Annotated in this window: 25 protein-coding genes; 11 read left to right on the top strand and 14 right to left on the bottom strand. The window is 70.1% G+C overall.

The genetic code is table 11. The features are described 5' to 3' along the window. Window positions 1–102 precede the first annotated feature (102 nt). Entirely contained in the window at window positions 103–984 is an 882-nt protein-coding gene (locus tag BLR02_RS17915) for a S1C family serine protease (protein WP_218127986.1), read from the top strand. Here the strand turns inward: BLR02_RS17915 and BLR02_RS17910 are convergent. The 5 genes from BLR02_RS17910 to BLR02_RS17890 form a co-directional block, all read right to left on the bottom strand. Continuing rightward, complete coding sequence (locus BLR02_RS17910) at window positions 981–1,295, bottom strand: antibiotic biosynthesis monooxygenase family protein (RefSeq protein WP_090565161.1); 315 nt, start codon at window positions 1,293–1,295, stop codon at window positions 981–983. The genes BLR02_RS17915 and BLR02_RS17910 overlap by 4 nt on opposite strands. A 14-nt stretch (window positions 1,296–1,309) precedes the next feature. Continuing rightward, the gene (locus tag BLR02_RS17905; RefSeq protein ID WP_090664143.1) at window positions 1,310–2,068 is read right to left on the bottom strand and encodes an SDR family NAD(P)-dependent oxidoreductase; all 759 of its coding nucleotides are present in this window, start codon (window positions 2,066–2,068) and stop codon (window positions 1,310–1,312) included. Window positions 2,069–2,176: 108 nt separating this feature from the next. Further along, window positions 2,177–3,676 carry a tripartite tricarboxylate transporter permease gene (locus BLR02_RS17900; protein WP_090565164.1) on the bottom strand — a complete coding sequence of 500 codons (1,500 nt, stop codon included), beginning with the start codon at window positions 3,674–3,676 and terminating at the stop codon, window positions 2,177–2,179. A gap of 31 nt (window positions 3,677–3,707) precedes the next feature. Continuing rightward, window positions 3,708–4,313, bottom strand: coding sequence for a tripartite tricarboxylate transporter TctB family protein (locus tag BLR02_RS17895; RefSeq protein ID WP_090565166.1), 606 nt, complete (start codon window positions 4,311–4,313; stop codon window positions 3,708–3,710). Between the two features lie 129 nt (window positions 4,314–4,442). Then, the gene (locus BLR02_RS17890) at window positions 4,443–5,417 is read right to left on the bottom strand and encodes a Bug family tripartite tricarboxylate transporter substrate binding protein (protein ID WP_176849655.1); all 975 of its coding nucleotides are present in this window, start codon (window positions 5,415–5,417) and stop codon (window positions 4,443–4,445) included. A 170-nt stretch (window positions 5,418–5,587) separates the two neighbouring features. Here BLR02_RS17890 and BLR02_RS17885 point away from each other — a divergent pair, with 170 nt between their 5' ends. From BLR02_RS17885 to BLR02_RS17865, 5 genes are read left to right on the top strand one after another with little or no spacing between them, the layout of a single operon-like run. Next, window positions 5,588–6,775, top strand: a complete 1,188-nt coding sequence (locus tag BLR02_RS17885) for a M20 metallopeptidase family protein (RefSeq protein ID WP_090664141.1) — start codon at window positions 5,588–5,590, stop codon at window positions 6,773–6,775. Beyond that, window positions 6,772–7,545, top strand: coding sequence for a creatininase family protein (locus BLR02_RS17880; protein WP_090664140.1), 774 nt, complete (start codon window positions 6,772–6,774; stop codon window positions 7,543–7,545). The genes BLR02_RS17885 and BLR02_RS17880 overlap by 4 nt, the downstream gene beginning before the upstream one ends. Continuing rightward, a complete protein-coding gene (locus tag BLR02_RS17875) occupies window positions 7,542–8,534 on the top strand; it encodes a ketopantoate reductase family protein (protein ID WP_090565174.1) in 993 nt (330 codons plus the stop codon). The genes BLR02_RS17880 and BLR02_RS17875 overlap by 4 nt, the downstream gene beginning before the upstream one ends. Then, window positions 8,531–9,517, top strand: coding sequence for a ketopantoate reductase family protein (locus BLR02_RS17870; protein WP_090565176.1), 987 nt, complete (start codon window positions 8,531–8,533; stop codon window positions 9,515–9,517). Before BLR02_RS17875 ends, BLR02_RS17870 begins: the two co-directional genes overlap by 4 nt. Before the next feature lie 2 nt (window positions 9,518–9,519). Next, window positions 9,520–10,356, top strand: coding sequence for a VOC family protein (locus tag BLR02_RS17865; protein WP_090664139.1), 837 nt, complete (start codon window positions 9,520–9,522; stop codon window positions 10,354–10,356). Here BLR02_RS17865 and BLR02_RS17860 read toward each other — a convergent pair. Then, window positions 10,346–11,194: a hypothetical protein gene (locus tag BLR02_RS17860; protein WP_245704840.1), complete on the bottom strand. Its 849-nt coding sequence runs from the start codon at window positions 11,192–11,194 to the stop codon at window positions 10,346–10,348. The two genes, BLR02_RS17865 and BLR02_RS17860, sit on opposite strands and share 11 nt — an antisense overlap. Window positions 11,195–11,296: 102 nt before the next feature. On the opposite strand from BLR02_RS17860, the gene BLR02_RS17855 reads away from it, so the two are divergent. Next, window positions 11,297–11,824 carry a cytochrome b gene (locus tag BLR02_RS17855; protein ID WP_176849654.1) on the top strand — a complete coding sequence of 176 codons (528 nt, stop codon included), beginning with the start codon at window positions 11,297–11,299 and terminating at the stop codon, window positions 11,822–11,824. A 2-nt stretch (window positions 11,825–11,826) separates the two neighbouring features. On the opposite strand, the gene BLR02_RS17850 is transcribed toward BLR02_RS17855, so the two are convergent. Further along, window positions 11,827–12,039 (bottom strand): hypothetical protein, encoded by a 213-nt coding sequence (locus BLR02_RS17850; RefSeq protein ID WP_342670584.1) that lies wholly within the window; start codon window positions 12,037–12,039, stop codon window positions 11,827–11,829. Window positions 12,040–12,143: 104 nt separating this feature from the next. Between BLR02_RS17850 and BLR02_RS17845 the strand changes: the two genes are divergently transcribed. Continuing rightward, window positions 12,144–12,476: a DUF1491 family protein gene (locus tag BLR02_RS17845; protein WP_090664138.1), complete on the top strand. Its 333-nt coding sequence runs from the start codon at window positions 12,144–12,146 to the stop codon at window positions 12,474–12,476. A 248-nt stretch (window positions 12,477–12,724) separates the two neighbouring features. Then, window positions 12,725–13,438 (top strand): response regulator transcription factor, encoded by a 714-nt coding sequence (locus BLR02_RS17840; protein WP_090565185.1) that lies wholly within the window; start codon window positions 12,725–12,727, stop codon window positions 13,436–13,438. Between the two features lie 19 nt (window positions 13,439–13,457). On the opposite strand, the gene BLR02_RS17835 is transcribed toward BLR02_RS17840, so the two are convergent. Genes BLR02_RS17835 through efp form a run of 5 tightly spaced genes read right to left on the bottom strand, consistent with a single transcriptional unit; the run spans window position 13,458 to window position 18,352 of the window. Further along, entirely contained in the window at window positions 13,458–15,167 is a 1,710-nt protein-coding gene (locus BLR02_RS17835; RefSeq protein ID WP_090664137.1) for a peptidoglycan -binding protein, read from the bottom strand. A 17-nt stretch (window positions 15,168–15,184) separates the two neighbouring features. Continuing rightward, a complete protein-coding gene (locus tag BLR02_RS17830; RefSeq protein ID WP_090565187.1) occupies window positions 15,185–16,333 on the bottom strand; it encodes a flagellar motor protein MotA in 1,149 nt (382 codons plus the stop codon). 10 nt (window positions 16,334–16,343) lie between these two features. Next, a complete protein-coding gene (locus BLR02_RS17825) occupies window positions 16,344–16,865 on the bottom strand; it encodes an OmpA family protein (protein ID WP_218127985.1) in 522 nt (173 codons plus the stop codon). 47 nt (window positions 16,866–16,912) lie between these two features. After that, entirely contained in the window at window positions 16,913–17,767 is an 855-nt protein-coding gene (locus tag BLR02_RS17820) for an inositol monophosphatase family protein (RefSeq protein WP_090565192.1), read from the bottom strand. Window positions 17,768–17,782: 15 nt separating this feature from the next. Then, on the bottom strand, window positions 17,783–18,352 hold the full coding sequence (efp, locus tag BLR02_RS17815) for an elongation factor P (protein ID WP_043340827.1): 570 nt from the start codon (window positions 18,350–18,352) through the stop codon (window positions 17,783–17,785). 286 nt (window positions 18,353–18,638) lie between these two features. On the opposite strand from efp, the gene BLR02_RS17810 reads away from it, so the two are divergent. Continuing rightward, the gene (locus tag BLR02_RS17810; protein WP_090664136.1) at window positions 18,639–19,235 is read left to right on the top strand and encodes a hypothetical protein; all 597 of its coding nucleotides are present in this window, start codon (window positions 18,639–18,641) and stop codon (window positions 19,233–19,235) included. Here BLR02_RS17810 and BLR02_RS17805 read toward each other — a convergent pair. Next, complete coding sequence (locus tag BLR02_RS17805) at window positions 19,220–20,200, bottom strand: lysine-2,3-aminomutase-like protein (protein WP_090664135.1); 981 nt, start codon at window positions 20,198–20,200, stop codon at window positions 19,220–19,222. The two genes, BLR02_RS17810 and BLR02_RS17805, sit on opposite strands and share 16 nt — an antisense overlap. 38 nt (window positions 20,201–20,238) lie before the next feature. Between BLR02_RS17805 and epmA the strand changes: the two genes are divergently transcribed. Beyond that, on the top strand, window positions 20,239–21,267 hold the full coding sequence (epmA, locus tag BLR02_RS17800) for an EF-P lysine aminoacylase EpmA (protein ID WP_090565198.1): 1,029 nt from the start codon (window positions 20,239–20,241) through the stop codon (window positions 21,265–21,267). A 243-nt stretch (window positions 21,268–21,510) separates the two neighbouring features. Here epmA and BLR02_RS17795 read toward each other — a convergent pair whose 3' ends face one another. After that, complete coding sequence (locus BLR02_RS17795; protein WP_090565201.1) at window positions 21,511–21,927, bottom strand: DUF2171 domain-containing protein; 417 nt, start codon at window positions 21,925–21,927, stop codon at window positions 21,511–21,513. Window positions 21,928–21,960 lie beyond the last annotated feature (33 nt).

The raw sequence follows: 21,960 nt of genomic DNA, 5'->3' as shown, positions 1-21,960 counted from the left end.
GGGGGTGTTGCGCGGACCCACCTCACTCTCATCATGCTCGACACATTGCCTGACGCGGACTCGCTTCTCCTCGATGCTTACTCCCGAGCTGTCACCGCAGCGGTGGAGCGTGCGGGACCGGCGGTGCTGCATGTTGCCGTACAGGGCCGGCGTGGTCAGGGGACGGGCTCCGGCGTCACTGTCTCGCCCGATGGGCTGGTGCTGACCAACGCGCATGTCGTCGCGGGTGCTGATTCCCTATATGTGACCGCAGCCGAGGGCCGGCCGATGCCTGCGCGGCTGCTGGGCGAGGACCGCGACACCGACCTTGCCTTGCTCCGGGCCGAAACCTCGATGACGCTGCCCGCTGCGGAGCTTGGCGACTCGGCCAACCTGCGGGTCGGCCAACTCGCCATCGCCATCGGCAACCCGCTCGGCTTCTCCTCGACGGTGACGGCCGGTGTGGTGAGCGCGCTCGGCCGCAGCCTGGCCGGGCGGGGCGGGCGGCCGATCGAGGATTTGGTGCAGACCGACGCGGCGCTCAATCCCGGTAACTCGGGAGGGGCTCTGGTCGATAGCAGCGGCCGCGTGATCGGCATCAACACCGCGATCATCGCCGGGGCGCAGGGGCTCTGCTTCGCCGTGGCGGCCAATACCGCACAGCTCGTGCTCGGCGAGCTGGTGCGTTTCGGCAGGGTGCGGCGTGCCAGCCTTGGCCTCACCGGCCAGCGGGAGGCGGTGCCGCGCCGCCTTGCCCGTGCCGCCGGGACCGAGCAGGAGACCGGGGTTCTGGTAACGGCGGTGCAGGCCCGGGGCCCAGCCGATCTGGCCGGCCTGGCACCGGGCGACCTCCTCCTCCGCATCGGCGAGCAGGCTGTGACCGGCATCGATACGCTGCTTCGCTGGCTGACCGCCGAGCGGGTCGGTGAGGCGACGGAGTTGCTGCTGCTCCGCCGCGGCGATCCCCGCCGGCTGCGCATCGTGCCGGGCGAGCGGCAGGGCTAGGCTTTGAGGGTCTGGATCGGCTCGAAACCCTCGAACTCGGGATGGCCGAGGTAGAGCGGCCGCGTCCCGCCCGCATTACGGTGGGCCATGCGGAAGGCCTCGGATTTGGTCCAGCCCTCGAAGGCCTCGCGGCTCGCCCATATGGTGTGCGAGGCATAGAGGGTATGGTCCTCCTTCCGCGGCCCCCGCAGCAGGCGGAACTCGACGAAGCCCGGCACCGTGTTCAGCTTCGAATCGCGCGAGAGCCAGAGCTCCTCGAATTCGGCCTCGGCACCCGGCATGACGCGGAAACGGTTCATGGCGATGAACATGGCGTGGCTCTCCCTCAATGGCTGTACCGGCGCGTGCCGCCATCCACATGGATGACCTGGCCGGTGATGTAGCGGGCCAGGGGCGAGGCGAGGAACACCGCAAGCACCGCCAGATCCTCCGGCTGGCCAATATAGCCGGCTGGGACCTCCCGCTCCGCCCAGGCACGGCGGCTTTCCTCGGTCGGCATGACGCGGAGGTCGATCTGCTCGGAGCGGATTCGGCCCGGCGGGATGGAATTCACCGTGATGCCGTCGCGCCCAACCTGGCGAGAGAGCGCCTTGGCCCAGATATGGGTCGCGCCGTTCGGGGCATTGGCGGGGTTCACGTTATGCGGCTCGTCCTGCCCGGTGAGGTTGATGACGCGCCCGAAGCCGGCCGCCTGCATGGCCGGCACCAGCGCATGGGTCAGGCGTCGGGCGGCGTGGAAATTCAGCTCCATCGCCTCCTGCCAAGTCTCCTCGCTGCCCAGCTCCCCTGGTGGTTGCGGACGGCTGCCGCCGGCGTTGTTGACGAGAATGTCGCAACGGCCGAAGCGGCTGAGCACGGCATCGCGGATGCGTGGTGCGGCGGTCGGGTCGGTGATGTCCTCGGTCAGGATCAGCGGCTCGGCCGTCACGAGTAGTTCGGCCGCGAGGCTCTCCAGCAACGGGCGCCGCCGCGCGAGGATGGCGACGCGGCACCCCTCGGCCGCCAGCATCGCCGCGATGGTGCGGCCGAGGCCGGCGGAGGCACCGGTAACGAGGGCGACGCGCCCGGCCAATTGCAAATCCATGCGGAAGGGCTTCCCTGCTGTCCGGCGGGCAGCCTGCGGCGGGCCCGGGCAAAAGAAAAGCCGCCCCGGTGTCCCGGGGCGGCTTCGGCAGGGCAGGGTAGGGGATCGTCAGCCGCTGAGCGCGGCTTCCTTCCCCTTCCGCAGGTTGGGCAGCAGCATGGCAATCAGGGCAATGGCGCCGATGGCCAGCATGCTGGCGCTGATAGGCCGCTCAAGGAAGACCATCACGTCGCCGCGCGAGAGCAGCATGGCGCGCCGCAGATGTTCCTCCATCATCGGGCCGAGCACGAAGCCGATCAGCATCGGTGCCGGCTCCAGCTTCAGCTTGTTGCACATGTAGCCGAACACGGCGAACAGGACTGTCGAGTAGACGTCGAAGACGTTGTTGTTCACGCTGTAGGCGCCGATGCAGCAGAACACCAGGATCGCCGGGTAGAGGAACTTGTAGGGAACCTGCAGCAGCTTCACCCACATGCCGATCATCGGCAGGTTGATGACCAGCAGCATGACATTGCCGATCCACATCGAGGCGATGAGGCCCCAGAACAGGTCCGGCTGCGCCTCGACCATGCGAGGGCCAGGCTGGATGCCCTGGATGATGAGCGCGCCCACCATCAGCGCCATGACCGCGTTGGCCGGGATGCCGAGCGTCAGCAGCGGGATGAAGCTGGTCTGCGCGGCCGCGTTGTTGGCTGCCTCCGGACCGGCGACGCCCTCGATGGCGCCGGTGCCGAAGAGATTGCGGTGCTTCGAGACCTTGCGCTCCATCATGTAGGAACCGAAGGAGGAGAGGGCAGCGCCACCGCCCGGCAGGATACCGAGCACCGTCCCGACCAGGGTGCCGCGCAGGGTCGAAGGCGTGGCACGCCGGAATTCCTCGCGGGTCAGCCAGAGGCTGCCGACCTCGGTCTTGAGAACGCTCCGCGCCTCGGGCTTCTCGAGGTTCAGGACGATCTCCGCGATGCCGAACATACCCATCGCCAGGGCGACGAAGCTTATGCCGTCGGACAATTCGGGAATGCCGAATGTGAAGCGTTGCTGGCCGGTCTGCACATCCGTGCCCACCAGCCCGAGGGCGACGCCGAACACCACCATGCCGATCGACTTGATGACGGAGCCCTGGGCGAGAACCGCCGAGATGATCAGGCCGAGAAGCATAAGCGAGAAGTAGTCCGCCGGCCCGAAGGACAGCGCCACCGAGGTCAGCAACGGCCCCGATCCGGCGACGACGACGGTGGCGACCGTGCCGGCGAAGAAGGATGACAGGGCGGAGGTCGCCAGCGCTGCGCCCGCACGGCCGTTCCGGGCCATCTTGTAGCCCTCGAGCGTCGTCACCACCGAGCTGATCTCGCCCGGCAGGTTGAGCAGGATGGCGGTGGTGGAGCCACCGTACTGCGCGCCGTAATAGATGCCCGCCAGCATGATGATGGCGGTGGTCGCCGGCTGGCCGAAGGTGATCGGCAGCAGCAGCGAGATGGTCGCAACCGGGCCGATGCCCGGCAGCACGCCGATCGCCGTACCGATCAGGGCGCCGATCAGCGCGAACAGCAGGTTGCTGAAGCTGAGCGCGACGCTGAAGCCGTGAGCAAGGTTACCTAGGATGTCCATGACCGTTGCGTATCCCTATCCCGGCATCTGGTCAGTATTGCAGCGGCCAGACGGCCACGCGGATATCGAGTTGCTTGATGAAGATCCACCAGCACAGCGCCAGCAGGAACACCGTGATGCCCAGCACGCCGAGCGGCCTGGCGCGATGCTCCGGCTCCGCCATGGATGCGATGCCGATGGTCGCGGCCAGTGCCAGCATCAGGCCGCCCTTCTCGAGAAGGAGGCAGAAGGCACACATGGCAGCGCAGATGAAGCCAAGGAGCCGCCATCCACGCGCGTAGCTCACGACCAGGAACCCGGCCAACATGCCGAGGCCGAGGGAGCCGTAGGAATTATCGAAGAAGCTGCTCAGATGGGGTGCTGCAAAGCCGACGAGGGTGCCGACGATGACGGCGATGACCAGCATCGACGCATCCAACCCCGTCCACTTCTCCAGCGGATCGGGTCCGTTGAAGAAGGCCATGACAAGCACGATTCCACCGAGAACGACCTGGAACCAGAATACGAGCATTGGCATGTAGCCCGGACCCATCCTCCGGGCGCTGCCAAGCGAATGGTCGCCATTCAGCCATAGGCCTACAGCAGCAATCAGGATGAGCAATAAGCCCGAGGCGACATCCTTGGCATTGATCTTCATGCGGCGACCCTTCTCGGCTCCCAGCTTGCCGGGCGAGCCCGGCAATCCTCAAATGTTAAGGTGGGCAACGACAACCCTACGCAGCGCTCGCGGTCAAGCCGGGGCCATTCCCAATTTCGCGTCCGCGGCTCACTCCACCTGCGCGCCCGAGGCCTGCACTACTGGCGCCCATCGCGCCACCTCTCCGGCGATGAACTCCGCGTAGGCAGGCGGCGAAAGTGCCCCGACAGTGCCGCCAAGCTCGGCGAAGCGATGCTGCAGCGCAGCATCGGCCAGCACCGCTGCCACCTCGCGGCTCAGCCGCCCGGTGATCGCCGGCGGCAGGCCGGCTGGCGCCGACAGGCCGAACCATGAGCTGGCGACAAGATCAACGCCCTGCTCGCGGAAGCTCGGCAACTCGGGAAAGGCCGGATGGCGCGCGGTCGAGGCGATGGCCATGCCGCGCACGGCACCGGCCCGGAGATGACCGGCCGAGGAGGGCAGGCTGTCCGACATCATCGGCACCACATCGGCGATGACGTCGGTCATGGCGGGGCCCGCGCCACGATAGGGCACATGGTTCACCCGCGCCCCGGTCACCTGGCCGAATTGCACGATCAGCAGGTGATTGGAGGAGCCCGTGCCGGAGGAGGCGATATCGATTCCGCGTGGCATGTCCCGCGAGAGCCGCACGACATCGGCGATGCCCCGGGCCGGGAAGCGCGGCTGGGCGACAAAGACGGAAGGTGTCTCGAGCAGCAGGGCGATATGCGTGAAGTCCCGCACCGGATCGTAGCGGAGGTTGCGGTAGAGCGAAGGAGCAACCCCATGGCTGGCGATATTCGAGACCAGCAGCGTGAGACCGTCCGGCGCCGCCTGGGCGACCTGCGCGGAGGCCAGCGTGGCACCAGCCCCGGGCCGGTTCTCGACGATCACCGGCTGGCCGAGCCGCATGCCCAGACCTTGGCTCACCAGCCGCGCGGCGAGGTCCGTCGTGCCGCCCGGCGCAAAAGGGACGACGAGGCGGATCGGCTGCGTGGGCCATGCCGAGGCCTGCGCGCACGCAATCGAGGGCAGCGCCGCGAATACGGCGCCGCCCGCGAGCCAGGCTCGGCGCGGCAGCATCCCGGGCGTCCTCCTCCCTTTGGATCGCGCTGCGTATCGCATGGGCAGAGGATGGCCGGCAAGCCACGCATCCTGTGTTGCACTGCGGCAAAATTTGCCTGGCGCGGCTTGCGGCAGCGCCGCTTTCCCCTGATCCTCCCGCCACTCTCCCGCAGCAGGACCCTGTGCTCATGGCCGCATCGCCCCGCCTCAACGACCCCGAAACCCGGATCCGTGAGGCGACGGCGGCGCTGGAGCCGAGGCTGGTCGAAATCCGCCGCGACATCCACGCCCACCCCGAACTCGCCTTCGAGGAAGTGCGCACCGCCGGTATCGTGGCCGCCGAACTTGCGCGCATGGGCATCGCCCATCGCACCGGCATTGGCCGCACCGGCGTCGTGGGCGTGATCGAGGGCGGGCGGCCTGGCCCGACGCTCGCGATCCGCGCCGATATGGATGCCCTGCCGATCCATGAGATGACCGGCCTGCCCTTCGCCAGCACGGTGGATGGCAAGATGCATGCCTGCGGCCATGACATCCACACCACCACGCTGCTCGGCGCTGCCGAGGTTTTGAAGGATCTGGCGCCTCAGCTCGCCGGCCGCGTCGTCCTCGTCTTCCAGCCGGCCGAGGAGGCACTCGGCGGGGCAGCCGCGATGGTGCAGGATGGCGTGCTTGAGGGCGTCGACATGGCGCTCGGCTTCCACAACCATCCCGACATGCCGGCCGGCCAGTTCGGCTATTGCCGCGGCTCGACGCTTGCCGCCGCCGACCGCTTCGACCTCGTCATCCGTGGCAAGTCAGGCCATGCGGCGCATCCCGACAAGGCCGTGGACCCGATCGTCGCCGCCGGCGCCTTCATCGCCCAGGCGCAGACCGTGGTGAGCCGCGAGCTCGACCCGCTGATGCCGGGGGTGGTCACCATCGGCATGATCCACGGTGGTACGGCGCCCAACATCATCCCCGAGACGGTCGAGCTGCGCGGCACCGTCCGCACCTTGCACCATGCGGCGCGCGACACGGCGGAGGCAGCGCTGCGCCGCTTCGCCGCCGGGCTCGAGGCCATGCACCGTGTCCAATGCACGCTGAACTACCGTCGCGGCGTGCCGCCGCTCATCAATGCCGACAGCGTGCTCGACCCCGCCATCGCCGCCGTGCGCCGCCAGTTCGGCGACGTGGTGGCCGAGGGCCGGCCCAGCATGGGCGCCGAGGATTTCGCCGAATTCGCCGAGCGGGTGCCAGCCTTCCAGCTGCGCATCGGCAGCGGCGCGCCGGGCCGGCACGACCATCTGCACAATGACCACTACCAGCCCGACGAGCGTTGCATCGGCCTCGGCGTCCAGGCCCTCAGCCGCATCGCGCTGGACATGCTGGCATGACGCACCGCATCGCGGAGCTGACAGCGCCGGAGGTGGCGCGCCGACTGGGGGAGGGGGCCTGTGCCATCCTCCCCATGGGCAGCCTCGAAACCCATGGCCCCCAGGCGCCAATGGGCGACTACCTGCTCGCCGAGGCGCTGGCCGACCGCATCGCCGCCGGCTCCGGCGGGCTGGTCCTCCCGGCCATCCCTTTCGGCGGCGAGGACTATTTCGGCATGGTCCCGGGCGGCATCGTGCTGACGCCCGGCCTGCTGCAGGCGGTGGTCGAGGAGGTCTGCGGCAATCTGCTGCGCACCGGCTGCAGCCGCATCCTCATCCTCAACGGCCATGCCGGCTCCATCGGCCCCGTCGATGCCGCGGCCCGGAGCCTCCGCCGCCGGCATAAGGTGCTCATCCCGGCGATGCATCTCTGGCGCATCGCCGGGGCCCTTCATGCCGAGCTTGGCGGCAGCGCGGAGAGCCTCGGCCATGGCGGCGACCCGGTCTGGTCCGTCGCCCGCCATCTTCGCCCCGATCTCTGCCATCCGGATCGGGCACGAGCCCGCGAGGCGGTGCCGCCGGTCCTTGGCCTGCCGGTCGCCAATTTCGGCACGGTGCGGGTCGCCGGCGTCGAGGTCTCGGTGCCGATGGAGGTGGAGGAGGTCGCGCCCGGCGGCGTCGCCTGCGCCGACAGCCGCCCCGGCAGCGCCGAGCATGGCGCCCTGCTGACCACCCGGCTGGTCGAGGCCGGCATTGCCACCATCGCCGCGCTCAAGGCTGCGGCGCCATGAGAGTCTGCGTCTTCGGCGCTGGCGCCATCGGCGGCCATGTCGCGGCCCGCCTCGCCCAGGGCGGGGCCGAGGTCTCGGTCGTCGCCCGTGGCCCGACCCTGGCGGCGATCCGCGAGGCGGGGCTCACCGTGCACGCGCCGGACGGCACGATCCGCTGCCGCCCCCGCGCCAGCGCCGATCCGGCGGAGCTTGGCCCGCAGGATGCGGTGCTCGTCACCACCAAGGCGCCCGCCCTGCCGAGCGTCGCCGCCACTATCGCGCCGCTTCTGGGCGCGGAGACGCCGGTTGCCTTCGTCATGAACGGCATCCCCTGGTGGTACAATGATCGGACGGCGCGGGACGGCGAGATCCTGCCGATGCTCGATCCTGGTGGCGCGCTCCGCCAGTCCATAGGCATCCCACGCAGCATCGGCGGTGTGGTCTACTCCGCCTGTACCGTCATCGCGCCCGGCGTAGTGGAGGCCGAGACCAGCGATGCCCGCCTCATCCTCGGCGAGGTCGATGGGCGGATCACCCCGCGCATCGAGGCCCTCTCCGCCGCCATCGCCGCCGGCGGCCTGCCGGCCCCGGTTGTGCCCGATATCCGCCAGGCGGTCTGGCAGAAGCTGCTCGGCAACATCGTCACCGGCCCGCTCTGCATCCTCGCCCGTTCCTGCATGCAGGATGCCTATCGCAGCCCCGAGATCCGCGAGGCGGCGATCCGCATGGCGGAGGAGGTGATCGCCATCGCCGCCGCCGAGGGGATCGTCATCCCCGGTGACGCCCCGGCGGCCCGCGTCGCCCGCTCCGCCAGGCTGCGCCACAAGCCCTCCATCCTGCAGGACCTCGAAGCCGGGCGGATGATGGAGGTGGAAGCGATGTTCCAGGCCCCGCTGCGCCTTGCCCGGGCGGCTGGGGTCGCCACGCCGACGCTCTCGCTGATGGTGGCGCTCGCAACGCGGGCCGCCATTGCCGCCGGGCTCTACACCCCGACCGAGGAGGCTGCATGAGGATCTGCATCTACGGGCCCGGCGCCATCGGCGGGCACCTCGCCGGGCGCTTGGCCAAGGGTGGCGCCGAGGTTTCGGTCGTCGCTCGCGGCGCCCAGTTGGCCGCGATCCAGGAGCGCGGGCTGACTGTCCGCACCGCCGACGGCACGATCGAGTGCCGACCCAGGGCGGCCGCCGATCCGGCTGAGCTCGGCCCGCAGGATGCGGTGGTGGTCTGCACCAAGGTGCCGGCGCTGCCTGCCGTCGCCCGGGCCATCGCGCCGCTGCTGGGGCCGGAGACGCCGGTTGCCTTCGTCACCAACGGCATCCCCTGGTGGTACTTCGCCAGCCATGGCGGCGCCGAGGAGGGCCAGCGCGTGCCGGAGGTCGACCCGGGCGACGTGGTCTGGAACGCGGTCGGCCCGGCGCGCGCCATCGGCGGCGTGGTCTACTCGGCCTGCTCGGTGCCGGAGCCTGGCGTCATCGAGGTCACCAGCAAGTCGAGCAAGCTGATCCTCGGCGAGCCAGATGGCAGCCGCAGCGCCCGCGCGGGGGCGCTCGCTGGCGCCTTCAAGGCCGGGGGCATCGCCTGCAGCGTCTCCGAGGATATCCGCACGGATGTCTGGGCCAAGCTGCTGAACAACCTGTCCAACGGCCCGATCTGCGTGCTTACCCGTCGCAACATGCGCGACACCTTCCGCGACGGCGCCATCCGCGAGGCCGCGGTGCAGGTGGTGCGCGAGGGTCTCGCCATCGCTGCCGCCATGGGCCGTCCGGTCGGCGGCGCGGCGGAGGAGCGGATCAACCTCTCGGCTGACATCCCGCACAAGCCTTCCATCCTGCAGGACCTCGAGGCCGGCCGGCCGATGGAGGTGGATGCGCTCTTCCAGGTGCCGCTGCGCCTGGCGCGGGAGCGTGGCGTGCCGGCCCCGATGCTGGAACTGGTCGTGGCGATGGCCGCCCAGGCCGCCGCGGCGGCCGGCCTCTACCGCCGGGAGGAGTGAGCATGGACTGCCTGATCGACCACATCGTCATCGATGTCCGCGACCGCATGACGGAGGGGGCCGAGGCCTATCGCCGCCTCGGCTTCCAGCTGACGCCGATGGGCAAGCACAGCCTCGGCTCGGCCAACCACCTGGCCATCCTTGGGCGCGATTACCTCGAACTGCTTGGCACCGATGTGCCAGGCGGCACGCTCCGACCCGATATCGCGCCCTTCCCGGTTGGGCTGAACGGCCTCGTCTTCCGTGGCTACGAGGCCGAGGCGCTGGCGGCCGGGCAGCAGGCGCGTGGCGTGCCGGTGCAGCCGGCCACGGCCTTCCATCGCCCGGCGGACCTGCCTGATGGCACGCAGCAGGACGCGAAATTCAAGACCGTCCGCCTCGACCGCTCCGCCGCCTTCGATGGCCGGCTTTACTGGTGCGAGCACCTGACGCCGGAGCATGTCTGGCGCCCGGAATGGCAGGCCCATCCGAATGGCGCGCTGGGCGTGGCCCGCATCCTGCTCTCGGTGCGCGACCCGGAGCGCCAGGCGGCGCTCTTCCGGCGCATGTTCGGCGCCGAGGCGGTGACGGTGACGAGCGATTGCCGCGCCATGCTGCGGGCCGGCGATGCGGTGGTCGAGGCCGCGCCGCATGCCACCGTCGCCGCCGAGCTCGGCGCCGCGGCGGCCGACCCGGCGGGGCGGGGCGACCGTATGGTGCTGCTCGGCCTCCGGGTGCGCTCGCTGGAGGAAACGGGCTCAGCGCTTCGCATCAATGGCGTGCCGGCCACCGGCGGTCAGGGCCTGCTCCGCATCCCGGCCAGCGAGGCGATGAACGCCACGATCGACTTCATGGCGTGAGGCCGCGGGGCAGCGCCGTCTGCCCCAGCACCCAGCCTTCCCAGCAGCGGATCCAGGGGTCGTCCGGGACGAAATCCGGGCGAGCCCCGTCCAGCACGGCGATCAGGCCGAGCAGGCCGATGACCGAATCGAAGCGGTCCTCGCCCGCCGCATCGGCCCCGAACCCGTCCGTGATGGCGGCCACCAGCGCAGGTTCCGGCTCCACCCGCCGTTCGTCGAGGACTGCGCGAAGGGCAGGGGCCAGCGCACGCCGGGGCGCCTGGGCCCGCTTGCTGCCAGTGAGGCGCAATCCGCATTGACGCAACGCCTCCGCCGGATAGACCTCGGCCAGCACCGCCTGACCCGGCGCCAGCAGGGCCCGCAACCCACCCTCGAAGGGCCAGAGCCGAATCGGCGCCCCCGAGGTCAGCGCCGGCACCAGCCAATCGCGCCAGGCGGTGATCGCGGCCTTGCCGGACTGGTTCGCCCCAAGGGTCCAGAAGACCGGCGCCCCGGCGGGCCGCTCCGCCGTCGCCCGATCGCACCATCGGGACAGCCCCTCCGGTCCGGCGAAACCGAGCGCCACCGCATGCGCCGCCCGGGTCATGCCCTTGATGCCACGAGCCGGGTAGAAAGGGCGCTCCGGCGACACCGTCTCCAGCCCGGGGCTGACCTCGAAGAAGCCCGGCCGCGCCGCCAGTCCACGCATGAATTCCAGAAAGCCCGCCTCCGCCCGCCCCGCCGCATAGGCACGCGGCAGGCCGAGTGGCAGGTCGAGACCGAGTGCCACCGGCTGTCCGCCCCGCAGCAACCCCGCCAGCAGCGCATCGAGCGAGCCGACCGGCCGGGGCGCCGCCATGTGCCAGGCTTCTCCTTTCCGCTCCGCGACCGATATCCAACGCTTGCGCGGGTCCATGCTCCAATCGGCATGGGCGGCGACCAGGGTAGGGGAGGTCGGGTGATGCAAGGCTACAGCACCGGCGCGAAGTGGTTTCACTGGGTCACCGTGGCGCTGCTCGGCCTAGCCTGGCCGGTCGGCTTCGTCATCGAGTACATCAAGGATGACGCCAAGATGCCGTTCTATGCGGTGCATGAATCGGCCGGGCTGACCATCCTCCTCGTCGCCCTGGCCCGGCTGGGCTGGCGGCTGCGCAACCCGCCTCCGCCGCTGCCCGACCAGGTGCCGATGCCGCTGCGGAGGACCGCGGCCGGGGTGCATCATGCCCTCTATGCCCTGCTGATCCTGCAGCCGGTCCTCGGCTTCATCGCCACCAATGCCTGGGGTTTCCCGCTGCGGGGCGACACCGCCTATCTCGGCCTCATCGACCTGCCGAAATTCATGGAGACGAACGAGGCACTGGCCGGGGCGGTGCAGACCGCCCATACGGTGGGCGGCTACGCCATCCTTGTGCTGCTGGTCCTCCATATCGGCGGGGTGGTCTTCCACCAGGCCATCCGCCGCGACGGAATATTGCTGCGGATGGTCTGAGCCTAGAGCGGCTTCTGCGCCCGTTCCAGCAGCCGGCCGAAGAAGCCCTGCTTCTTCACCGGCGACGCCGTCTCGGCCGCTTTCGCGGCGACGGCCCGCTCCGCCTCAGCCTCCTTGGCCTTCAAGGCGAGCCATTTCTCGAGACTCATCCCTGCCTTCGCTGCCCGCTTCGCCTCATAGGCGCGCTGGCCTTCCGTCATCTTCTGCTGGTCCACGGTCCTGATCCCACACCGAGCCGATAGGGCGAGATGTGGCGGAGGCGGCGCCGCTCGGCAAGCGGGGGCTTGCCGGAGGCGCCCGAGTTCGGGCCTATGCGCTCATGGAAGCGCGCGTGAAGGCCGGCATTTGGGTTTCGATGGCGTTGCGGCTCGCCGATATCGGCGGCCGCAGCGGAGCCGTGCTGCGCAAGGGGGACCCTGATTCGGGCGGCATCCTCTGCATCCTCCGAGGGCGGGCGGGTCTGGTCGTCCTCAGCCAGGTGCGGGATGCCGAGGGACGCCCGGCTTGGTTGCGCGGCACCGGCCCGGCGCCGGTCGATGACGCGGCGGCCGATGCCTATGTGGCACGGCAGGTGAAACGCGACCCCGATTTATGGGTTGTTGAGTTCGAGGCGCCGGACCTTCAACCCCCATTCGAGGGGACGCTCCTCTAACGGAGGGGATCCTTCGCTCGCACTTGCGTTATCCGTCGCGCGTTCAATCTATTACGGCACAGTCTTCCAGCACGAACATCACGCCCATGGCTGAAACCAGGGCGGTCGAACTCATATCGCAATAATGTGTAGCCAATCAGGCGTATCCATGAGGTGCGCTTTTTCACTCTGTGGTTTCATTCCGTCGGCTCGGGTGACTGGCGCGCCCTGCACAGAGATGTAACCGCTTTATTTTCTCCGGAGGTCCAATGGCGACGCCCCGCCCCATCCTGATTGTCGAGGACGACGCAAATCTGCGTGCCACCCTGGTCGAGCAGATTGCCCTCGATGGTGATTTCACCGCCGATGAGGCGGAGAGCGCCGGCGAGGCGGAGGCCAAGCTTGCCGATGCCAATGCACGCTATGATGCTATCCTGCTCGATATCGGCCTGCCCGATGCCGATGGCCGGGAGTTCTGCGCCCGGCTCCGCCGGGAAGGCCGGCAAATGCCCATTATCATGCTGACCGGTGCGGATGCCGAGGCGGACATCATTCGCGGCCTCGATTCGGGGGCCAATGACTACATCGCCAAACCCTTCCGCATGTCGGAGCTGCTGGCCCGCGTCCGCGCCCAACTGCGCGTATTCGACAACTCGGAAGACGCCGTCTTCTCCATTGGGCCCTATATGTTCCGCCCCAGCGCCAAGCTGCTGCTGGAGCCGGCGCGCAACCGGAAGATCCGCCTGACCGACAAGGAGAGCGCGATCCTGAAATTCCTTTACCGTGCCGGTGGCAAGCCGGTGCCGCGCCAGATCCTGCTGAACGAGGTCTGGGGCTACAACAGCGCCGTCACGACGCACACGCTCGAGACGCATATCTACCGCCTGCGGCAGAAGATCGAGCCTGACCCCTCGCATACCCGCCTGCTGATGACCGAGGCCGGCGGCTACAAGCTCGACCCGCTGGCGAACCCGGCGGGGTAGGGCGGGCACCGGCCATCCGCTACCGGTCGGTGAGCCGAAGCTCGATCCGCCGGTTGCGCGCCAGCGCCTCGGGCGACTCACCCGGATCGAGTGGCTGGTTGTCGCCGAAGGCTGTCGCGGCCACACGGTTCGGCGACAGCCCCTCGGCCATCAGCAGCTGCGAGACGGCGATCGCGCGCGCCGCCGACAATTCCCAATTACTGGCATATCGCGGGCTGCGGATCGGCGTGCGGTCGGCATGACCATCGACCCGCAGCAGCCAATTCACATCCGGTGGGATCCGGGCCGCAAGGTCCTGCAGCACCCGGGCGATGGCCCTGATCTGCTGCTGGCCACGCTCCGAGAGGTCGGCGCTGCCCGGCGGGAACAGCACCTCCGACTGGAAGACAAAGCGGTCACCCACGATTCGCATGTCGGGCCGGTCGCCCAGCACATCCCGCAGCCGGCCGAAGAAGTCGCTGCGGTAGCGCTGCAGCTCCTCCACCCGTGCGGCGAGGGCTGCGTTCAGCCGCGAGCCAAGGGCGCTGATCTGGACGTCCTTGTCGCGGCCGGAGGTCTCGGCCGCATCGAGCGCGGCGGCCACCCGAGCGAGCTGGTTGCGCAATTCCTCGATCTGGCGGCCAAGCAGGGCGACCTGGGCCCGCGCACTCTCGGCCAGCCGGCCCTGTTCCCCGGCAGCGCGCTCGGCCGCCTGTCGCCGCTGCGCCTCTTCAGCGGCGAGGGCTTCAGCCGCCCGGCGGCGCTCCTGCTCGGTGGCGGCGGCCCGCTCCGCGGCCTGGCGGCGCTCCGCCTCGGTGCCGGCTGCGGCCTCGGCGGCATTGCGCCGCTGTGCCTCGTCGCCTGCGCGCCGGGCTGCTTCCGCCGCTTGCCGCTCCAGCTGGTCGCGCAGCGCGGTGAGCGCCCGCACCTGCTCTGACAGCCGAGCCGCATCGGAGAGCCGTGCCTCGATCGTCGCCCGATCGGCCTGGACCTGACGGTCCAGTACCGCCATCTCCTGCCGCATCGCGGCGAGCTGCTGTTGGGTCTGGGCGAGTTGCGCCGCTGCCTCCTGCAACTGACGCCGCAACCCGGCCAGCTCCTGCCGTGCCGTTTCGACGGCACCGCGTGTCTCGCCAAGCTGCCTGTCGAGATCCGCGGCGCGTGCCTCCTGCTGCTGGCGGGCAGTGCGCTCCGCGGCCAGGTTGCGCGTCGTCTCGGTCAGCCGGGCCAGCGTCTGGGCGGCATCGCCGCCGGTCGTCTCCGCGCGTTGCAAGGCCTCGGCGAGCTGCCGCTCCAGGGATGCGATGCGCTCCGGCGCGCCGCGTCCGGTCAGCTCCAGGTCGGTGAGCCGGGCGGTGAGCTGGTCGCGCTCACCGCGCACCGCGTCACGTTCGGCCGAGAACCGGTCGCGCTCTTCCCGCAACTCCCGCAGCTGGGCCTGCAGCGCGTCGCGGGCGGCTGCGGCGCCGCGCAGCTCCTCGGCGGTGCGGCTGAGGGCGTTGCGCAATTCGCCGGTCTGGCCGCGCTCGAGGGAGAGCAGCTCGGCCAACTCGGCCACCTGCCGGTTCAGCCGGTCGAGCGCCCGGTCACGCGAGGAAAGGGCGACGGAGAGGAAGCCCTGCGCCAGCACGAAGACGAGCAGCACGAAGATGATGACCATGAGCAGGGTGGACAGCGCGTCCACATAGCCCGGCCAGGCATCCAGCCCGCCGCCCCCGCGCGCCCGGCGCCCTCGGCCCGAGGGACCCATCGCCTAAGCCGATACCGTCAACGCGGCGATTCCTCGGCCAGAGCCGCGATCGTCCGCGCCACCAGCTTGATCTCGCTGCGGATCTCGTTGGTGGATTGCTGGCGGCCCTGGGTCACCTCCTCCACCAACCGCGCCAGATGAAGATCCGCGCTGCGAAGGTGGCCGCGCAGCACCTCGTCCACCTGCGGGTTGCCCTGCGCATCGGCGAGGCGTGCCAGCACCGGGGCAAGCTGGGCCTGCTGCTCGGCGACACGGAGCATGAGGGACTGGCTGGCGCGCATCTGGTCGGTCAGCGCGGTCAGCCGCTCCGTCAGGGTCAGCATCGCCTGGCCGGTCTGCGCCCGGCCCTCCTCGCCGCGGGCGAGGATGCGTTGCAGCCCTTCGAGATTCTCCGCCGTCTGCTCCAGCAGCGCCTGCACATAGGCGGGGACGCTGCCCATGGCCTCGCCGCCCGCATCGCCGAGCACGCCGGAGGAGAGGCGGGTGATGCCGGCCAGCCATTCCTCCAGCTCGTTATAGAAGCGGTTTTGCGCCTGCCCCGCCGTGAGGTCGAGGAAGCCGAGTACCAGCGCGCCGGCGAGGCCCAGCATCGAGGAGGAGAAGGCCGTCCCCATGCCCTGCAACGGCTGGGCGAGGCCGGTCTTCAGCTGGTTGAAGAGCTGGTTCAGGTCGCCGGAACCGACCGACATGCCGCCGATCACGTCGGAGACCGAGCCGATGGTGAGCAGCAGGCCCCAGAAGGTGCCGAGCAGGCCGAGGAAGATCAGCAGCCCGGTCATGTAGCGCGAGAGCTCGCGTGATTCGTCGAGGCGGGAGGCGATGCCGTCGAGCACGCTCCGCATCGCCGGCGCCGAGAGGGAGAGGCGGTCGGAACGGCGGGCGGAGAACATGCTGGCCATCGGCCCGAGGAGCTTCGGCGCCGGCTGCGCCGGGGCCCCCATGCGCGGGGCACGGAAATGCTCGATCCAGGCGACCTCCGGCTTCAGGGTCAGCACCTGACGCAGGTTCCAGACGATGCCGATCAGCAGCACGCCGAGGATCAGTCCGTTCAGCAGCGGATTCGCCGCGAAGGCGCCGGCCAGCTGGGGCGCCAGCAGCAGCCCCACCGTCAGCACGACCGCGAGGAAGCCGACCATGCGCCAGAGGAAGCGGAGCGGGGGGGTCATCGGCCAATCCTCATCGCGCCGCTTTCGGCTCGGGCGGTTGGACATCGACCGCATCGAGCGCCTCGGCGGTGCGGCCCATGGGACGGATATCGATCCGGGTCGGTGGAAGGCCACCCGCGGCCAGGGCCTGCTTCACGGCCAGCGCCCGGGCGAGGCTCACCCGCCGCGCCGCGGAGACATCGGAGGCCGGACCCGAAGCCTGGGCGGTCACGGCGATCCGGCCTGGCGGGCCTGCCGCGATACGGCGGCCCAATTCGGCAAGCCCGCTGTCCAATCCTTGCGGCAGCACCTCGACCCCTGGCTGGAAGCGCAGCCTCGCGCCGCCTGCCGGCAGCGCCTCTAGCCCGGCGGGCAGGCCTTGCAAGGTCGGGCCAGCCGGCCCGGCAGCGGGCGCCGGGCTGGGCACGACGGAGAGGTCGGCAGGCTGCGGCGGCGCCTCGGCCGGCGAGGGCGGCAACGGCTCCTCCGCCCCGGCCGGAAATGCCAGTGCGAGGCCGGCCAACAGCCAGAGGATAGGTGCGGGGCGCGTCACATTACCAAACTAGGCCAGGGCCGGCAGCGAGGTCCATGGCGGCCGCGTCAGGAGGTCTGGCGGTTGCGCCCGGCCTCGGCCGCAGCCACACCCTCGGCCACCACCTCGCGCAGCTTGCCCTGCAGCGCTTGGTTACCGGCCACGACATTGCCCTCGGCATAGGGATCGCCGCCCTGGGGGTCGGTGACGAAGCCGCCCGCCTCGCGCACCATCACCAGGCCGGCCGCCATGTCCCACTTCTTGAGGTTCAGCTCCCAGTACCCGTCATAGCGGCCCGCGGCCACCCAGGCGAGGTCGAGCGCCGCCGCGCCGAAGCGCCGGATGCCCGCCACCTGCGGCATCAGCCGCGCCAGGGTATGGCTGAATTCGGCCCGTCGCGGCGCCGCGGCGAAGGGGATGCCGGTGGCGAACAGCGCCTCCCGCATGTCCTTGCGGCCGGAGACGCGCAGCCGCCTGTCGTTGAGGAAGGCGCCAACGCCCTTTTCCGCCCAGAATATCTCATTGGCGGCCGGGTTGTAGATGACGCCGGCGACGACCTCGCTCCGCCCGTTCTCCAGCCGCTTCTCGATCCCGACGCTGATCGCCCAATGCGGGATGCCATGGAGGAAGTTGCTGGTGCCGTCGAGCGGATCAACCACCCAGCGCCATTCCCAATCCTCGGCGCCATGCGTGCCGCTTTCCTCCATCAGGAAGGCGAAATTCGGTCGGGCGCGGCCGAGATCCTGGCGGAGCTGCTCCTCGGCCCGGAGATCGGCCTGGGAGACGAAATCACCCGGCCCCTTCGAGGAGACCTGCAACTGCTCGACCTCGGCGAAGTCGCGCAGCAGCCGCCGCCCGGCCTTCTGCACCGCCGAGACGACGACATTGAGTGCGGGCGAGAGACGGGCGGAGGGTGAAGCCAAGATCCTGTCCTTCCCTTAGCCCTTGGCGCGTTCCACGTAGGACGCGTCTTCGGTGCTCACGACGATCTTCTCGCCGGTGGTGACGAAGGGCGGCACCATGGTCTTCACGCCGTTCGACAGCATGGCCGGCTTGTAGGAGGAGGCGGCGGTCTGCCCCTTCACCACCGGATCAGCCTCGACCACCTCGAGCGTCACCTGCGGCGGCAGGGTCATCGCCACCGGCTCGCCCTCGATGAGGCGGACGCCGACGGTCATGTTCTCGACCAGGAAGGGCAGCCGGTCGCCGAGGATGTCCTTCGACACCGTGGTCTGCTCATAGGTCTCGGGATCCATCAGGATCAGCGTGTCGCCCTCGGCGTAGGAGTAGGTGAACTCCTTGTCCTCGGTCATCAGCCGCTCGACGGTGTCGGCGGTGCGCCAGCGCTGGTCCTTCTTCGCGCCGGTCTTGATGTTGCGCATGTCGACCTGGATGATCGCGTTGCCCTTGCCCGGGATCATGATGTTCTGCTTGAGGATGGTGTAGCGCTGGCCTTCGAACTCGATGACCATGCCGGCACGCATCTGGTTGGCTTGCATCTTTGCCATGGGGCGGGACCTGACGTCTGAAAGGGCGGAATGAGCAGCGGCGCTCCGGCGGGGCCGGGCGCCGGGGCAGCACGGTGCTGGCCGGGGTTTAATCGGGAAGGCCGGTCCTGGCAACCTCGTCGCCCGGCGCCTCCCGGCGCCACCGGTCGAGGCCATGTGATACCATTTCGGGTGGCTCAGGCCTTATGCCGCCTGCGTAAGGGATAGCCTGCCCGGCCGGGCCCGGCCCGCGCCGCATCGAATACTGGAGAGATCACTGAGGACCCATCCGACGAGGGAGAACGCCATGACCTATGCCGAACGCGTGCAGCACTGGAACCGCCTGTATGACCAGGCACCGGAAGACCTGCGGTTCAACGTCGTCGCCGGCGCGGTGGTGCTGATCGGGGCCATCAACATGTGGCTGACGGTCAGCATTGGCTTCCCCTTCGGTCTCCTGGTCATCCTGGCCATCGCCGCGCTGACGGCGATCCGCCTGCCGCGGGCGCTGGGCTGGGTCCAGGCGGATCCCGAGCAGCCCGGCCGCGCCCGGATGCGGATCGAGGGTGCCGATAGCCTCTACCGCTGGAATCTCTGGTATGACGGCCTGACCGAGGCGCAGCAGAATGCCGTGCTGCTGGTCGTCCTGCTCGGCGCCGGCGTGATCAACATGCTGCTGACCATCGGCAACGGCTTCCCCTTCGGCCTGCTCTTCCTGCTGGCGATCCTGGCCCTGGTCGCGGTGCGCGGACCCTATGCCGCTGGCTGGCTGGTGCCGCCGGCCGAGCCGATGCTTGGCAACTCCCCCCGATCCGCCCTGCTGGAGCAGGACGGCTCCGCCCCGCCGGCCGTCACGCATCAGGCGGAGGGCGTACCGGTCCGCCGCGATCAGGCTTCCTCATAGGCCGGGCCGAGCGGCACCTTGCCGGCCCCGCCTGGCCGCTCCTGCACATAGGTCGGCCAGGCGAGGCCGCTCACCCGCCCGCGCAGCGCCCGCAACAGGGCGCGGCCCTCCTCGACCGGCACGGCGAAGCGGGCGGTGCCGGGGGCAGGGTCCAGCTGGTGCAGGTAATAGGGCTTGATCCGCGCCCGCAGCATGGCGCGGAACAGGCCCTCCAGCGCCTCCGCGCTGTCATTCACCCCGCGCAGCAGCACGCTCTGGCCCAGCAGCACCACCCCCGCCCGCTGCAGGCGGCCAAGCGCCTCCATCGCCGCCGGCGAGAATTCCCGCGCATGATTGGCATGGACGCAGAGATAGATCGGCCTCTCCAACGCCCCGAGCGCCTCCGCCAGGGCCGGAGTGACAAGGTCCGGCGCCGCAACCGGCACCCGGCTATGGACGCGCAGCAGCTCGATATGCGGCATGGCGGAGAGCCGCCCGAGGATGCTGCCCAGCCGCCGCGGCGAGAGCATCAGCGGGTCGCCGCCGGTGAGGATCGCCTCCCGCACGGCCGGCATCCGCGCGAACCAGGCGAGCGCCGCCTCCAGCTCCGCCTCGCCCAGCACGCCGCCATCGGCGCCGACAGCCTCGCGCCGGAAGCAGAAGCGGCAATAGACCGGGCAGGCCAGCAGCGGCTTCAGCAGCGCCCGGTCCGGGTAGCGATGCACCACGCCCTTGACCGGGGTGAAGGGTTCGTCCGCCGTCGGGTCCGCCAGCTCATGCGGTGCGGTCAGCAGCTCCGCTGCATCGGGGATGTACTGCCGGGCGATCGGGTCGGCCGGGTCCGCCCGGTCAACCAGCCCGGCGACGGCAGGGGTGACGGCGATGCTGTAGCGCGCGCCGACACGCTCCACGGCCGGCACCGCCGCATTGGGCAGGAGGCCGGCTTCGGCGAGATCGGCGGCGCTGCGGAGGGTACGGGCGGACATGATGCGGCCGGAGCTAATCCCTGGCATGCTCGGCGGCAATGCCCCCCTTGCCCTCATGGCACCCGGAGAGCCTTGCCAACCGGCTGCCCTTCCTCCGACGCCGCGCCACCCTGACCGCGGCCACCCGCGGTTTCTTCGTGGAGCGCGGCTTCACCGAGGTGGAAACCTCCTGCCTTGTTCCGGTACCGGGGATGGAGGTCCATCTCCAGGCCTTCCGGAGCGAGTACGTTCCCCATCTCGGTGTCGGTGAGCGGCGGACGCTCTGGCTTCGCACCTCGCCGGAACTGGCCCTGAAGCGCCTGCTGGTCGCCGGGGCCGGGCCTGTCTTTGAACTCGCCCGGGTCTGGCGCAATGGCGAGGCAAGCCCGCGGCACGCCCCCGAATTCACCATGCTCGAATGGTACGCGCCCGGCCTCGGGCTGGCCGGGTTGATGGACCAGGCGGAGGACTTCCTCCGTGCCGTCTGCCCGCCCCGGGTCTGCCATGAGGGGGTCGAGACCGACCTGACGCTGCCCTTCGAACGCCTCTCCATGGCGGAGGCCTTCGACCGCTGGTGCGGTGGCCTCGATATCCTGGCAACCGGCGGCGATGCCGAGGCCCTCGGCGCCGCCGCCGCCGCCATCGGCACCCCGCCGCGGGAGGGGGAGGGGTGGGAGGACCTGTTCTTCCGCCTGCTGCTCGAGCGGGTTGAGCCCCGCCTCGGCCGCGACCGCGCCACCTTCCTCACCCATTGGCCGGCGCCCCAGGCCGCACTCGCCCGGCGCGATCCGGCCGACCCGCGGGCCGCGCTGCGCTTCGAGCTTTTCGCCGCCGGCATCGAACTCGCCAATGCCTTCGACGAACTGACCGACCCGGTAGAGCAGCGCGCCCGCTTCATCGCCGATACCGAGGCCCGCCGTGCCCAGCACCCCGGCGAGGCCTGGGACATCGACGAGGATTTCCTCGCCGCGCTGGAGTATGGCATGCCGGCCGGCAGCGGCATCGCCCTCGGCTTCGACCGCCTGGCGATGCTGGCGAGCGGCGCGCGACGGATCAGCGACGTCCTGTGGCTGCCCGCGCTGCCCTGACCGCCTCCGGCAGGGCGAGGGCAAAGCTCGCCAGCGAGGCCAGCCTCGCCATCCGGCAATAGGCGCAGAAGGTGCGGTTTTCCGCCCATTCCTCCTGGCCGAGCTTGGGGCGGTGTAGCTATCCCATCCTGTCCTGGCGGCCAGCGCCAGCGGCAAGGCCGGCATCTCCTCCGCCCGGTTCCGGCCACCGGCCGAGCCGCAGCTCGCGCGGCAGCAGGCGGGCAGGAAGGAAGGGTCACCGATTCACTTCCTGTGCGTGTTGATGCCGCCATCGGCGGCCGGTCGCTGCCCGCTCTTCAGGTGGTCCGGGCTGCCCTTCGGCCCATGCGCCTGTGCCCGGCTGCCATGCGGCCCGCTATCGTCCGGCCGGCCGAAGGGGGCGCCGGCGTCAGGGTCGAGCGCCATCCGCCGCGCCAGCTCTGCCTCGTCCACCATGGCATCAGCCGCCTGCGCCGCCGGCAGCGATACCCGCACCAGCCCGCCCTCCAGGCTCGTGACGAGCTTGCGCGGGAGGAAGCGATGCTGGCCTGCCTCGTCCTTCATCAGCTTGATGTATTCGCCCGCGATGCCGTCCACCATGCCGATGTTGCGCCCGTCGCTGCCGATGACCGGGGTGTGGTCCGGAATCTCGCCATGGGCGAGGTCTGCTGCATTGGCCATGCGTCCCTCCTGCCGTCTCGCCAGAGGCAACGG

This window comes from Belnapia rosea, assembly GCF_900101615.1.
GTDB classification, from domain to species: Bacteria; Pseudomonadota; Alphaproteobacteria; order Acetobacterales; family Acetobacteraceae; genus Belnapia; species Belnapia rosea.
This window is presented reverse-complemented; position numbering and strand designations above follow the sequence as displayed.